The 12,883-nt window shown below is 69.5% G+C and carries 13 protein-coding genes; 4 read left to right on the top strand and 9 right to left on the bottom strand.

From position 1 onward, the window contains the following. Positions 1 to 72 precede the first annotated feature (72 nt). The 4 genes from OHA21_RS05440 to OHA21_RS05425 all read left to right on the top strand — a co-directional run bounded on the left by OHA21_RS05440 (position 73) and on the right by OHA21_RS05425 (position 2,911). Positions 73 to 1,005 carry a carboxypeptidase-like regulatory domain-containing protein gene (locus tag OHA21_RS05440; RefSeq protein WP_328470788.1) on the top strand — a complete coding sequence of 311 codons (933 nt, stop codon included), beginning with the start codon at positions 73 to 75 and terminating at the stop codon, positions 1,003 to 1,005. Positions 1,006 to 1,106: 101 nt separating this feature from the next. Continuing rightward, entirely contained in the window at positions 1,107 to 1,928 is an 822-nt protein-coding gene (locus OHA21_RS05435) for a phosphotransferase (protein WP_328470786.1), read from the top strand. 169 nt (positions 1,929 to 2,097) lie between these two features. After that, a complete protein-coding gene (locus tag OHA21_RS05430; RefSeq protein WP_328470784.1) occupies positions 2,098 to 2,487 on the top strand; it encodes a pyridoxamine 5'-phosphate oxidase family protein in 390 nt (129 codons plus the stop codon). A 46-nt stretch (positions 2,488 to 2,533) separates the two neighbouring features. Then, positions 2,534 to 2,911 carry a VOC family protein gene (locus OHA21_RS05425; RefSeq protein ID WP_328470782.1) on the top strand — a complete coding sequence of 126 codons (378 nt, stop codon included), beginning with the start codon at positions 2,534 to 2,536 and terminating at the stop codon, positions 2,909 to 2,911. 11 nt (positions 2,912 to 2,922) lie between these two features. Here OHA21_RS05425 and OHA21_RS05420 read toward each other — a convergent pair whose 3' ends face one another. The 9 genes from OHA21_RS05420 to OHA21_RS05380 form a co-directional block, all read right to left on the bottom strand. Continuing rightward, positions 2,923 to 4,602 carry an insulinase family protein gene (locus OHA21_RS05420; protein ID WP_328470780.1) on the bottom strand — a complete coding sequence of 560 codons (1,680 nt, stop codon included), beginning with the start codon at positions 4,600 to 4,602 and terminating at the stop codon, positions 2,923 to 2,925. Then, complete coding sequence (locus OHA21_RS05415) at positions 4,599 to 5,552, bottom strand: hypothetical protein (protein WP_328470778.1); 954 nt, start codon at positions 5,550 to 5,552, stop codon at positions 4,599 to 4,601. The genes OHA21_RS05420 and OHA21_RS05415 overlap by 4 nt, the downstream gene beginning before the upstream one ends. A 59-nt stretch (positions 5,553 to 5,611) precedes the next feature. Next, positions 5,612 to 6,475 carry a sugar phosphate isomerase/epimerase family protein gene (locus tag OHA21_RS05410; protein WP_328470776.1) on the bottom strand — a complete coding sequence of 288 codons (864 nt, stop codon included), beginning with the start codon at positions 6,473 to 6,475 and terminating at the stop codon, positions 5,612 to 5,614. Continuing rightward, positions 6,472 to 7,485, bottom strand: coding sequence for a Gfo/Idh/MocA family protein (locus OHA21_RS05405; RefSeq protein ID WP_328470774.1), 1,014 nt, complete (start codon positions 7,483 to 7,485; stop codon positions 6,472 to 6,474). Before OHA21_RS05405 ends, OHA21_RS05410 begins: the two co-directional genes overlap by 4 nt. After that, positions 7,482 to 8,390 carry a TIM barrel protein gene (locus OHA21_RS05400; protein WP_328470772.1) on the bottom strand — a complete coding sequence of 303 codons (909 nt, stop codon included), beginning with the start codon at positions 8,388 to 8,390 and terminating at the stop codon, positions 7,482 to 7,484. The genes OHA21_RS05405 and OHA21_RS05400 overlap by 4 nt, the downstream gene beginning before the upstream one ends. Further along, on the bottom strand, positions 8,387 to 9,235 hold the full coding sequence (locus OHA21_RS05395) for an ATP-binding cassette domain-containing protein (protein ID WP_328470770.1): 849 nt from the start codon (positions 9,233 to 9,235) through the stop codon (positions 8,387 to 8,389). The genes OHA21_RS05400 and OHA21_RS05395 overlap by 4 nt, the downstream gene beginning before the upstream one ends. Then, entirely contained in the window at positions 9,232 to 10,296 is a 1,065-nt protein-coding gene (locus tag OHA21_RS05390; protein WP_328470768.1) for an ABC transporter permease, read from the bottom strand. Before OHA21_RS05390 ends, OHA21_RS05395 begins: the two co-directional genes overlap by 4 nt. Before the next feature lie 64 nt (positions 10,297 to 10,360). Then, entirely contained in the window at positions 10,361 to 11,362 is a 1,002-nt protein-coding gene (locus OHA21_RS05385) for a sugar ABC transporter substrate-binding protein (RefSeq protein WP_328470766.1), read from the bottom strand. Positions 11,363 to 11,370: 8 nt separating this feature from the next. Then, the gene (locus OHA21_RS05380) at positions 11,371 to 12,867 is read right to left on the bottom strand and encodes a CoA-acylating methylmalonate-semialdehyde dehydrogenase (RefSeq protein WP_328470764.1); all 1,497 of its coding nucleotides are present in this window, start codon (positions 12,865 to 12,867) and stop codon (positions 11,371 to 11,373) included. Between the last annotated feature and the right edge of the window lie 16 nt (positions 12,868 to 12,883).

Raw genomic sequence — 12,883 nt, 5'->3', positions numbered from 1 at the left:
CCCCGGCAGGGCATAGTGTCCGCGGCGTCATCGGCCGGTGTTGCCTGCTCCTGGTGAAAGTGGTGGGAAGTAGTGACGCGCTTACGTGCGCGATGGGCCCGCGCCGCCGCATTGGTTGCGCTGCTCGGGGGGACGCTTGTGGTGGCGGCGGCGCCCGTGGCGGGCGCGCCGACACCCATCCGCATCCTGAGCGTGTCCGCGGAGAACGTGGAGCCCGGCGACAAGGTGCGCGTGCAGTTCCGCGTGACCAACACCGGGCAAGGGGCCGAGACCGCCGTCGTGGTGGTCGGTGGTGGCCTGGATTGCGCTACCGGATGCCGGGCTGAGCCCAATCTCCGACCCGGCCAGAGCCAGGACTTCGGGGCCACCCTCGTCGCGCCCAAGGTTGCCGCAGGTGAGACGAGCGGTCGCAACATCTCGGTCGCGGTGCGGCTCGGCGGGCAGAACAGCTACGACCACAAGATGGTCTACGTCCATGGCTCCGGCACCTCGACTCCCGGCACGGACAAACCGTCGCCCGGGGTCAAGCAGGTGTCCGGCCGGGTCCGCGACACCGGCGGGAAAGCGATCGGCGGCGTAGCCATCACCATGCGCGACAGCGCCGGGCACGAATACCGCGCGACCAGCAACCAGGACGGCCGGTTCTCGATCAAGTCGCGCGCCGGCAAGCCGATCGCTGCGGGCGCGATCAAGGTCGTCGCGGTCAAGGACGGCTACCGCACCGCCCGCACCACCGTTCAGGGCACCGCCGGTGACGCGGCGAAGGCGCAGCTGACTCTGAACGCCGTGGCCGTGCCCGTCAAAACCTCGCCGTCACCTGTATCGGTGGTGGACGCGGTACCCGAGCCGGAGACGAGCGTGGCCGCGGGGGCGCCGCCCGATCTCGAGGCTGTGAGCGGCGAGAGCAGCAACTCCTTGCCGTTCGCCGTGCTGGGCGGCTCGCTGGTCGCCGTGGGCGTAGGTGCGCTTGCGCTGATGATGATCCGCCGACGGAGAACACTCTGAACGACAGCCTGGACGAGCTCCCGGACTGGTTACCGGCTTGGTGTCTTGAGCATCTGGGCGGCGTACCCGTCGGCGTGCTGTTCCGGTCGCGGCAGGTCGCGATGGTGTTCGGTCTGCGGTTGGACGGTGGCAGGGACGTCGTGGTCAAGGCGCGTGCCGACGCCGGCCGGGCCACGTCGTGCGTCGCGGCGCAGACCAGGTTGGCCGAGCGGGGGTTTCCGTGTGCCCGTCCGCTCACGCCGGTGGTCGGCGTCGGTGCGCTGGCCGTGCACGCCGAGGAGTTCCGGCCCGGCGGTGAGGTGGTGCACGGGGATTCGCCGGACACAGCCCGTGGCTGCGCGGAGGTGTTCGCGCGGCTGATGGTCGAGCTTGCCGGAGTGGCCGTCGCGCCGCCGCTGCCGAATCCGCCGTGGGTGCGCTGGGACCACGCCGATGCTGCGTTGTGGCCGGCGAACGCCCTTCTCGACAACCGGGACCAGAGTGTCGTGTCGGAGCACATTGTTCGGACGGCGGAGCGGGCTCGGGGACGGCTGCTGGCCACCGGTCTGCCGTGCGTACTCGGGCACGCCGACTTCGAGGCGCAGAACCTGCGGTGGCGGGGCGGGCAGGTGTGGACGGTGCACGACTGGGACAGTCTGGCGTGGCAGCCGGAGGCGGCGCTGGTGGGAGCGGCGAGCGGGTCATTCGCCAGTTCCGGGCCGCCGACGCTGGCGCCGATCGAGAGCTCCGAGGCGTTCCTGACGGCGTATCAAGATTGTCGAGGGCGGATGTTCACGTCTGGTGAGCTGGAGATCGCTTGGGCGGCCGGTTTGTGGATGGCCGCGTACAACGCCCGGGAGATGGCATTGTGCGGTGGCGACCCGGCCGGCGGCGATGCGCTGCGAGCGCAGGCTGCCGAACGCCTCCGCCGGGCTGACGCGTGACTGAGCCGGCTCGCGCCTTGCCGGCGCCGCAGTCGGCCGAGGGTGATGCGAAGGTCATCACGCTCTGCGGCTCGACCAGGTTCGAGGCTGAGTTCGCGGAGGTCAATCAGCGGCTCACGATGGACGGTTGCGTCGTGATCAGCCTATCGGGGGGATCTACGCTCATCGTATGGATGTTCTTCAGCGGCCCGAGGTTGGGCGACTGCTCGCCGACGCGCGTCATGCTGTCGTCGGGGTCAACCGGGCGCAAGGTGCGCCGCAGCTGAGTGTGGTGTGGTTCGTGTGGGACGGCGAGGCCTTTCGGTTCAGCACCACCCGCGGCCGCGCCAAGTATCTGAATCTGCGGCGTGACCCGTCGATCTCCCTGCTCATCGATGATTTCGACAACAAGTTCTATGTCGCGGCGTACGGCACGGCTCGGCTCGTCGAGGACGGCCATGACGAGTTGGCCCGGCCGTTGCTGGCCAAGTACATGCCGGAGCGGCTCGATGACCCGGGGTGGACTCCGGACCGCGTCATCGTGGAGCTGCGGCCCGACCGCATTCTTGTCGGACACTGACCGCAAGCGGACAGATAGTGACCGCAATGGTTGGCACGATGAATCCATGACAACGACGTGGAAGATCGAGCTCATCCCGGTGCCGGTGACCGACGTCGACCGGGCCAAGGCGTTCTACGAGAAGATCGGCTTCAACGCCGACTACGACCACCAGGTGCATGAGGGGCTGCGGTTCGTGCAGTTCACCCCGCCCGGCTCGGCGTGCTCCATCGCGCTCGGTGACGGCATCACCGAGAAGGTGCCGGGCAGCCAGGAGATCCAGGTCGTGGTGCCGGATGCGTACACCGCACGCAAGCACCTGATCGAGCTCGGTGTCGAGGCCGGCGAGGTGGACGAACAGCCGTGGGGCAAGTTCGTCCACTTCCGGGACCCCGACGGCAACAGCTGGTCACTGCAGGCCATCGACCGCCGGCCCAACGGCTGACGGCGTACGGATCAGCGCCTTCGCAAGCGACGCAATGCGCGACCGACGCGCCCGCCGGTGCAGCACCTGCCCTGGCAGGCGTCGTCGGAGCAGCAGTCCCCATCGCAGCAGTCGCTGTCACAGCAGTCGTCGTCGCAGCACTGATCGCAGCAGTCACCGGCGCAGTCGTCGTCGGAGCAGCAGTCCCCGTCGCAGCAGTCGCTGTCGCAGCAGTCGTCGTCGCAGCAGGTCTCCTCGACCTTCGGCTGCGGGATGTCCTCGGCGTCCCGAGCCGGCAGGTCGATGCGCAGATCCGGGTGGATGCGGGCGTCGACCTGCGCGACCACGGCCGTCCCGTTCTCGAACAGGGTCGGCTCGATCGGGACGGTGAGGCCGTCGTTGCCGATCAGCCGGCGGCCGCCGTCGGCGTGGGCGAGCATGGCCGCGCATTCGTCGAAGCGGACGGTGACGCAGTCCGAGTCGCCGCTGACCAGGGAGATACCGGGCCGGCCGACGACGAGGCGGATCTCGTCGTCGGCGATCGCCGGGTACGCCGTGCCGGTCACCGCGAACGGTGAGCGGGTCGGCACCGGCACGAGTCCGGTCCAGGCGGCGTTGGCTTCGGCCGGCGCCATCAGCAGGCCGTCGGCCCAGGCCTCGGCGGCCACCTCGCGTACCTCTTCGGCGGTGACCGCCCGAGTTTCGGCCAGCTGTTGTTCCGCGTCGCGCACCGGTTGACCGGTGAGCAGGTCGCACACCAGGCCGGGCAGCAGCGTGCCCTGCCGGGCGGCGTCCGCGATGCTCTCGCAGCGCTGCCCGACGACCGCGGTGACCTCGGCCGGGTCCGCGCCGACGTAGCGCAGCGAGGCCATCACGTCGACGAAACCGCCGACGACGGCGGACTGTTTGGCCGGTAGCGCGTCCGCGGTGGCGGTGAGCACCGTCGTGCCGTCGCCGCGGGTGTCATGGCCGGCGGCGACGGTGTAGGAGATGCCGGCCTGTTGGCGCAGCGACCGGAACATGGCCCGCTGCAGCACGCCGGCGAAGACCGCGGCGGCGGGCCGGCGGCGCACCACGGCGTTCCAGGTCAACAGGCCGGGCGGACCGGACAGGTGCGCCGGGCGTTCCGGAAGTGCGGACGACGCGGCGGGCACCGGCTGCCGGTAGCCGCCGGGAAGCGTCAGCTGCAACCCGGCCGGCAAAGTCCGGCCGGAGATCCACACTGCCGCGTTGGCCCGGTTGAAGAACCGGGCGGTCCAGGCCCGCAACACCTCCGGGGTGATGTTGCTCAGACCCATCTCGAGGTAGCCGCGCATGCCGAAGTCGCGGGCGCCGTGCCGGTGCAGGGCCAGCATCTCGTCGACCGCGACCTGCTGGCTGTGCTGTTCGACGCGCAGGATGTCCTTTTCGATCGGCAGGCGGTGCACCGGCAGGTCGGACAGGGCCGCACAGACCCCGTTGAGGAACTGGACCACCTCGGTCTCGGAGCCGCCGATGTGGAAGTAGGTGATCTCGTCGCCGACGGTGCTGTAGCTGTGGTTGTCGGCGACGCCGCGGAAGTTCAGTGCGAGGTGTTCGACGAGGTGGGTCAGGCCGCGCCGGGCCAGCGGCTCGTCGGCGAGACCGACCCGGAACGCGATGCCGGCGTGCAGCGGCCCGTCGGTCGCGGTGTAGAGGACGGGGAGGCCGTCGACGTCGTAGTAGTGGATCATCGGGTCAGCTCCCCCTCGCCGCGTGCCCAGGCCCGGCGCTCGCGGATGTTGTCGACGACCTCACCGCGCAGCCAGTGCCAGGGATGCTTCGTGGCCAGCGTGCCGAGGCCGTTGAACAGCCAGGCCGCCGCGGCCCGGTCGCCGTACTCGCTGAACAGGAAGGCGAACTCGTTGCCGACGCCCACCCAGCCCCATTCGCGCCGGAACTGCGGCGAGCCGACCGAGCGGTGCGCGGCCTCGTAGATCTCGTCGCGCACGGCGGGGCTGTGCAGGTACGCGGTCGCCTCGTCCTTGTCCTTGCGCCGCAGGGTGACCCAGTGCTCGATGTGCGCCTCGGCGACCAGCCCGCCCTGCAGCCCACCCGCCGGTGCGGCGAGCATCGCCTCGCGGGCGAACCCGTGGACCTCCTCCCAGGTTCCGCCCCACTTCGGGTAGAGCTGCTGAATCAGGGTGGTCTGCGCCGGGTAGTGGTGCGGGTCGATCTCGGCGGCCCGGTCGTAGCGGCGCCGGGCCTCGGCGTGCCCGGCCTCCAGGCCGCGTGCCGTGGTCAACCGGCAGGTCCAGATCGCCGGATCCCGGGGCGAGCGTGCGGCACCTTCGATCATCACCTGCTCGGCCTCGCGCAGCCGGGCGTGGAAGCCGTCCCACTGCTCACGGCTCACGTCCTTGGCCCACCCGCTGCCACGGATCTCCCAGCCGACGTGGGTGAGGCAGGCGCCGAGCATCGCCGCGGCCGCGCCGTCGCCCGGATCGTGGCGGAAGACCTCGCGCAGGAACTGCTCGTCGCCGGTTCCGGCGCAGCGGATCAGGTTGGTCCGCAGAATGGAGCTGCCGGAATCGAGCACGGTGCGGCAGCCCGGCCAGTCGCGGCGGGCCAGCGCGGACCGGAGATGCTGCAGGACCGGGAAGGCGGCCTCGGTCTCGAAGACGACGTCGGGATGTTGCGACACGCAGGGAGCATAAAGATCAACAACGCGCTTGAGTAGAGGCCGGTCGGCTAACTCAGTGTCTAAGGGTGCGGGTATTTCTCCAGGTAGCGGTTGACCTCGGCGAGGTTGTGGCGGGCGCTGTCCTGGGCGCGTTCCTCCCAGGCGAAGACGCAGACCGTGGCGATGCCGTCGAAGCCGACGTCGGCGAGGGTGCGGAAGAACAGGTCCCAGTCCACCTCGCCCTGGCCGATGTCCAGGTGCTGGTGTACGCGCGCGGTCGAGCCGGGCGGGTTGACGATGTAGCGCAGGCCGGATGAGGCGCGGTGGTCGAACGAGTCGGCCAGGTGCAGCTGGGTGAGCAGCGGCCCGGCGTGCCGGATGATGGCTTCCAGGTCGCCGCCCTGGTGGAAGGTGTGCGGCGCGCAGTACAGGAAGCTGACCAGGTCGGAGTTGATGCCGCGGATCAGGTTGATCGCGCCGATGCCGTCCTCGAGGAAGTCGTCCGGGTGCGGTTCCAGCACCAGCCGTACGCCCTCCCGCTCGAAGACCGGCAGCAGCTCCTCCATGGACCGCCAGAACTGGGCCTCGCTCGACGACGCCTCCGACGGCCGGCCGTTGAACTCGGAGTTCATCACGCTCACCCCGAGCTCCGAGGTGATCTCGATGGCCCGTTTCCAGTACCGGACCGCCGACTGCCGCTCGTCCTCGTCCGGCCCGGACCAGCGGTAGAGCGGCAGCACCGACGCCACCTCGACCTGCGCCGCCGCCAGCTCCCGGCGGAACGCCTGCACCCCGGCCCGGTCGACCCTTGGGTGCAGGAAGAACGGCAGGAAGTCGTCGCGCGGCGACATCTCGATGTAGCGGTAGCCCAGTTCGGCCACCGTGCGGGGCAATTCCAGCAGGGGAACGGATCGGAGCATGTACGGGTCGAGGGCGATCTTCATGCGGCCACCTCCGCGTACAGCTTGGGCTTGTCCATCAGATCGATCGGTACGCGCTCCCCGCTGCGCAGAGCGCTCACCCCGGCGTCCGAGACGACCGCGGCCGCGTACCCGTCCCAGCTGCTCGGCCCGGTGGCCGCCGCGCCGCCGGCGATCCCGTTGATCCATTCCTGCAGCTCGATGTCGTACGCCCGAAGGAACCGTTCCCGCCAGTCGGCCGGCACCGGCGTGGCGACCTGCCCCGCGTGCCGGACCACGAGCGGGCTCAGCTCCCCCAGCGCCGCGGTCCCGTCCTCGCCGACGATCTCCCCGCGGATGTCGTACCCGTAACGGATGTTGACCGAGATCTCCACGTCCGCGATCGCCCCACCGGCCATCTCCATCACGAAGAACAGCGGATCCTGCAGCGGCCCGCCGTTGCGGCTGCGGCGGGGCACCAGGACCCGCACGGCCGCGACCTCGTCGGCGAGCATCCAGCGGATCATGTCGATCTCGTGCACCGCGGTGTCGGTGATCGCCATGTCCTTCTCGTAGAACGAGGGCACGCTCGGATTCCGGTGGGCGCAGTGCATCATCAGTGGCGTACCGATCTGCCCGGTGTCCAGGACCGCCTTGAGCGCGCGGTAGGCGCTGTCGTAGCGGCGCATGTAGCCGACCTGGACGAGCCGGCTGCCGTACGCGGTCTCCGCCTCGATGATCCGCCGGCATGCCTCGGTGGTGGTGGCCAGGGGTTTCTCGCAGAAGACCGGTTTGCCGGCGGCGATGGCGGCGAGCACGTACTGCTCATGGGTGGGTCCCCAGGAGCAGACCACCACCGCGTCGACCTGCGGCGAGACGATCAGCTCCTGGCCGGTGGTGTGCACCCGCGCCCCGATCTGCTCGGCGACGGCGGTGGCCGCTTCGGCGTTGACGTCGGACACCGCGGTCACCTCGACACCGGACAGCACGGTCGTCATCCGCCGGATGTGGTCCTGCCCGATCATGCCGGTGCCGATCACGCCCACCCGGATCACGATGACTCCCCGATCCCGCAGGAACGCAGGTACGCGTAGGTGCGGGCGGCGATCGGCGCCGGCTTGTCGAACTCGACCGGGTACATGTCCTGCTCGACGATCACGAAGGTGTCCTGACCGCGCTGTCGCAGGGCCTCGACGACGGTCGGGATGTCGGGTTCGCCGGCGGGTGGTTCGCAGCTGGCGCCCATCGCGACGGCCTGGCCGAAGGCGAGGTCCTCGGTGCGGGCGCGCCGGACGATGGCCGGGTCCATCTGTTTGATGTGCAGGTAGCCGACCCGGTCCGGGTGCTCGGCGATCAGCATCGCCGCGTCCCCGCTGCCGTACGCGAGGTGCCCGGTGTCCAGGCAGAGTGACACGTACGCCGGGTTGGTCTCGGCGAGCAGCCGGTCGATCTGCGGGCGGGTCTCCACGTAGCTGTCGGCGTGGTGGTGGAACTGCAGGCGCAGACCGTACTCCTCGAACAGCACCCGGCCGAGTTCGTCGGTGCCGCGGACCAGCGTCTTCCAGGCGTCGTCGTCGAGGGTGCCCGGTTCCAGGTAGGCGCCGGTCACGTCGTCGCGGTAGCCGGGCACCGGCACGAACACCAGGTGCTCCGCGCCGAGGGCGGCGGTCAGTTCGGCGACCAGCCGGGTCCGTTCCAGAATCTCCGGGAAGTCGCCGGCGCGGTGCAGGCCGCTGTAGCCGTGCATGGTGCCGCCGGCGACCCGCAGGTTGCGGCGGGCCAGCTCGTCGCTGAGCTGGGCCGGGTCGGTGGGCAGGTAGCCGTACGGGCCGAGCTCCAGCCACTCGTAGCCGACGCCGGCCAGCTCGTCGAGGAACCGGTGCCAGGGTGTCTGGCGCGGGTCGTCGGCGAACCACACTCCCCACGAGTCGGGGCAGCTGCCGAGTTGAAGCCTGGTCACGGCGTCTCCTTCGAGTGCACCCGGTCGATGCCGAGGTCGTGGACCTCTTCACCGAGGATCTTCGCCACGTCGGCGGTGCCGGCGCCGGCCTGCTCCAGCTCGTGGCTCAGCTCCTCCAGCTCGGCGCCGCCGGCCATCAGCGCGGTCAGCTCGTCGCGGGTGATCTCGGTCTTGCGGTAGTAGCCGATGCTCTGCCCGCGCTTGAGCAGTAGGAACCGGTCGCCCACCGGGTACGCGTGGTGCGGGTTGTGGGTGATGAAGATGACGCCGAGGCCCCGTTCGCGGGCCTGGATGATGTAGCGCAGCACCACCCCGGACTGTTTGACGCCCAGCGCCGCGGTCGGCTCGTCGAGGATGAGCACCTTGGCGCCGAAGTACACGGCCCGGGAGATCGCCACGCACTGCCGTTCGCCGCCGGAGAGGGTGCCGATCGGCTGGTCCACGTCGCGCAGGTCGATGCCCATGTCGAGCAGTTCCTTCTTGGTGGTGCTGCGCATCTTCGGGATGTCCATCCGGAAGCCCTTGCGGATCTCGTTGCCGAGGAAGAAGTTGCGCCACACCGGCATCAGGGGCACGACCGCCAGGTCCTGGTAGACGGTGGCGATGCCGTGGTCGAGGGCCTCGCGCGGGGAGCTGAACTGCACCGCCTTGCCCTCGACCTCGTACGTCCCGGTCGTGTGCTGGTGCAGACCAGCAATGATCTTGATGAGGGTGGACTTGCCGGCGCCGTTGTCGCCGAGCACACAGGTCACCTCGCCGGGGCCGACCTCCAGGTCGACACCGCGCAGCGCGATGATGTTGCCGTAGTTCTTGCCGGCGTCGGCCAGCCGGACCAGCGCGGTCATCGCATGGCCTCCGCTCGTCTGCGGACGAAGGAATTGAGCAGGATCGCGCCGAGCAGCAGCGCGCCGAGGAAGAAGTAGAACCAGTCGGGATCCCAGCCGGCGTAGACGATGCCGAGGTTGGTCATGCCGAAGATGAAGGCGCCGATGGCCGCGCCGATCACCGAGCCGTAGCCGCCGGTGAGCAGGCAGCCGCCGACCACTGCGGCGACGATGTAGATGAACTCGTTGCCGAGGCCACCGCCGGACTGCACGGTGTTGAAGGCAAACAGGTTGTGCATGCCCATGAACCAGGCCAGGAATCCGACGCCCATGAAGAGGCCGATCTTGACCTTGTTGACCGGCACGCCGACCGCCCGCGAGCTGGGCGCCGATCCGCCGACCGCGAAGATCCAGTTCCCGATCCGGGTACGCAGCAGCAGCCACGTGCCGACGGCGACGAACAGGATCCACCACAGCAGGGTGATCCGGATGGAGACGCTGCCGATCGAGAACGACGAGGCGAACACCTTCTGCGCGGAGTCGAAACCGTCCATGTTCGACACGTCGTTGGTGGCCACGTTGCCGGTGACCGCCTTGGTCAGCGCCAGGTTGAGGCCGCGCAGCATGAAGAAGGTGCCGAGGGTGACCAGGAAGCTGGGTATGCCCGTCTTCACCACGAGGTAGCCGTTGATGAAGCCGACGAGCAGGGAGAACACCAGCGCGGCGGCGACGCCGACCCACAGGTTCAGGGTGAACTGGTAGGCGAACATCGACGCGAACAGCGCCGACGAGGTGACCGCGACGCCGGCGGACAGGTCGAACTCGCCGCCGATCATCAGCAGGGCCACGGCGACCGCCATGATGCCGAACGTGGAGCTGACGTAGAGCACCGACGACAGGGATTCGGGCTGGCGGAACGGCGGGGCGACGATGAAGAAGACGATGTAGATCAGGATCGCGCCGACCAGGGCGCCCACTTCGGGCCGGGCGAGCAGGCGGGACAGCGGGGACTGCCGGGCGACCCGCTCGTCCGCCGGCGCGGCCGGCGGCGGACCGGGTCTGGTCTCGAGAGTTGAACTCATGACGATCTCCGGATTCCTTCAGAAGAGTTCAGTGCCCGGGGCCTGCCGGCCCCGGGCGGAACGGCTACCGGTTACCGGCCGCCGCGAACTTCGCGACGAAGTCGACGTTGTTCTTGTCGACCAGGTACGGCCCGGTCAGCGTGGCCTTGCCACCGCCGAGCACGTTGCCGTTGTTCTTGTAGAGCCACAGTCCGTCGACCGCCGAATAGCCCTGCAGGAACGGCTGCTGGTCGATGGCCCACTGCAGCGCGCCGGACTGGATCTGCTCCGGGATCTGCGGGTTGAAGTCGAAGGTGGCGACCTTCGCCTGGCTGCCGGTGTCCTTGACCGCCTGGATCGAGGCCAGCGCGAACGGCGCGCCGAGGGTGATGACCAGGTCGATCGTCTTGTCCTGCTGCAGCTTCGTGGCGATCGTGGTCTGCACCGACGGCATGTCCCGGCCGTTGACGTAGATCTTGTCGTACGCGCCGCCGCCGAAGCCCTTCTGCACGCCGTCGCAGCGCGCCTCCAGCTGCACCTGGCCCTGCTCCTGGACCACGCACAGCACATGCTTGGCGCCGTCCTGGGCGGCCCGCTGCCCGGCGGTCTCACCGGCGACCGACTCGTCCGAACCGAAGTACGCCAGCGCCCCGGAGTCCTCGAACGAGGTGATGCCGGCGTTGAACGCGATCACCGGGATGCCGGCCGCGATCGCCTTCTGCACCACCGGCACCAGCGCCGGCGGGTCCGGCAGGGTGACCGCGATGCCGTCGACCTTGCTGTCGATGGCGCTCTGGATCAGCGTCGCCTGGTTCGCCGAGCTCGGGTCGGCCGAGTACTTCAGGTCGACGTTGTCCTTGGTGGCCGCTGACTGGGCGCCTTTCTTGATGATGTCCCAGAAGGTGTCGCCGGGCGCCGCGTGGGTGATCATGGCGACCGTCATGGTGGGGGTGTCGGCCTTGCCACCGGACAGGCCCTCGGCGTTCTCCTCGGCCTCCTTGCCGCCGGAGCTGCTGCAGGCGCCCACGGTGACCGCGAGGCCGATCGCCACGGCGGCCGCAACCGCCCGTTTCCCATATCTGGACATGACTCTCCTTACGAGGCTGTCGGGAAGTGCAGGGATGCGTCAGCGGGGGTGGTGACGTGCGGCCAGCGTGAGGTGACCACCTTGGCCCGGGTGTAGAAGGAGACGCCCTCGGGCCCGTGGATGTGCTGCTCGCCGAAGAGCGAGTCCTTCCAGCCGCCGAAGGAGTAGTAGGCCATCGGCACCGGGATCGGCACGTTGATGCCGATCATGCCGACCTTGACACCGCGCTGGAACCGGCGGGCCGCCTCACCGTTGTTGGTGAAGATGGCGGTGCCGTTTCCGTACGGATTGCTGTTGATCAGATCGATGGCCGACTCGACACTGTCGGCGCGCACCACCGACAGCACCGGCCCGAAGATCTCCTCGGTGTAGACGTCCATCGAGGTCTGCACCTGGTCGATCACGGTCGGGCCGACGAAGAAGCCGTCCTCGTGGCCGGGCACGCTCAGCCCGCGCCCATCCACCAGCACCTTCGCGCCCTGCTGTTCACCGCTGCCGATCAGCGACTCGATGCGCTGCTTCGCGGCCGCAGTGACGACCGGGCCCATCTCGCTGCGTGGGTCACGGCCGGGGCCGACGACCACCTCCGAGGCCATCCGGGAGACCTGTTCCATCAGCGGGTCCCCGGCCGCGCCGACCGCCACCGCTGCGGAGATCGCCATGCACCGCTCCCCCGCCGAGCCGAACGCGGCGGCGGTCAGGTGCCCGGCGGTGAAGTCCAGGTCGGCGTCGGGCAGCACGATCGCGTGGTTCTTCGCGCCGCCGAGCGCCTGCACCCGCTTGCCGGCCGCGGTGGCCTTCTGGTGGATGTAGCGGGCGATCGGGGTGGAGCCGACGAACGAAACCGCGACGACCTCCGGATGCTCCAGGATGGCGTCGACGGCCTCCTTGTCGCCGTGCACCACGTTGAAGACGCCGTCCGGCAGGCCGGCCTCCCGCCACAGCCCGGCCACGTAGTTCGACGCGGACGGGTCGCGTTCGCTGGGCTTCAGCACAAACGTGTTGCCGCAGGCGATCGCGACCGGATGCATCCACATCGGCACCATGGCCGGGAAATTGAACGGGGTGATCCCGGCGCACACGCCGAGCGGCTCCCGGAAACTGAACACGTCCACGCCGGTCGACGCCTGATCCGAGTACGAGCCCTTGAGCAGCTGCGGGATGCCGCAGGCGAACTCGATCACCTCGAGGCCGCGCTGCACCTCACCGGCCGCGTCCGAGAGCACCTTGCCGTGCTCGTCGGAGATGATCTCGGCGAGCTCCTTGACCCGCGCGTTGACCAGCTCCCGGAAGCTGAACAGGATCTTGGTACGGCGGGACAGCGACGCCTGGCTCCACTCCTCGAACGCGGTGGCCGCGGCCCGTACGGCGGCGTCCACATCGGCCGTGGAGGCCAGCACCACCTCGTGCTGCTGCTGCCCGGTGGCCGGGTTGAAGACCGGCCCGCGGCGCGTCGACGTGCCGGCGGTGAACTGGCCGCCGATCCAGTGCTCGATGGTTGCCACTTCGGGGGCTCCTTGT

The organism is Actinoplanes sp. NBC_00393, from assembly GCF_036053395.1.
GTDB lineage: Bacteria > Actinomycetota > Actinomycetes > Mycobacteriales > Micromonosporaceae > Actinoplanes.
This window is presented reverse-complemented; position numbering and strand designations above follow the sequence as displayed.

Bases quoted from the DNA above. Each gene is read 5' to 3' on its own strand.
- OHA21_RS05385 (WP_328470766.1), bottom strand. From the start codon at position 11,362: ATGTCCAGATATGGGAAACGGGCGGTTGCGGCCGCCGTGGCGATCGGC.
- OHA21_RS05395 (WP_328470770.1), bottom strand. From the start codon at position 9,235: ATGACCGCGCTGGTCCGGCTGGCCGACGCCGGCAAGAACTACGGCAAC.
- OHA21_RS05420 (WP_328470780.1), bottom strand. From the start codon at position 4,602: ATGATCCACTACTACGACGTCGACGGCCTCCCCGTCCTCTACACCGCG.
- OHA21_RS05410 (WP_328470776.1), bottom strand. From the start codon at position 6,475: ATGAAGATCGCCCTCGACCCGTACATGCTCCGATCCGTTCCCCTGCTG.
- OHA21_RS05390 (WP_328470768.1), bottom strand. From the start codon at position 10,296: ATGAGTTCAACTCTCGAGACCAGACCCGGTCCGCCGCCGGCCGCGCCG.
- OHA21_RS05435 (WP_328470786.1), top strand. From the start codon at position 1,107: ATGGTGTTCGGTCTGCGGTTGGACGGTGGCAGGGACGTCGTGGTCAAG.
- OHA21_RS05430 (WP_328470784.1), top strand. From the start codon at position 2,098: ATGGATGTTCTTCAGCGGCCCGAGGTTGGGCGACTGCTCGCCGACGCG.
- OHA21_RS05425 (WP_328470782.1), top strand. From the start codon at position 2,534: ATGACAACGACGTGGAAGATCGAGCTCATCCCGGTGCCGGTGACCGAC.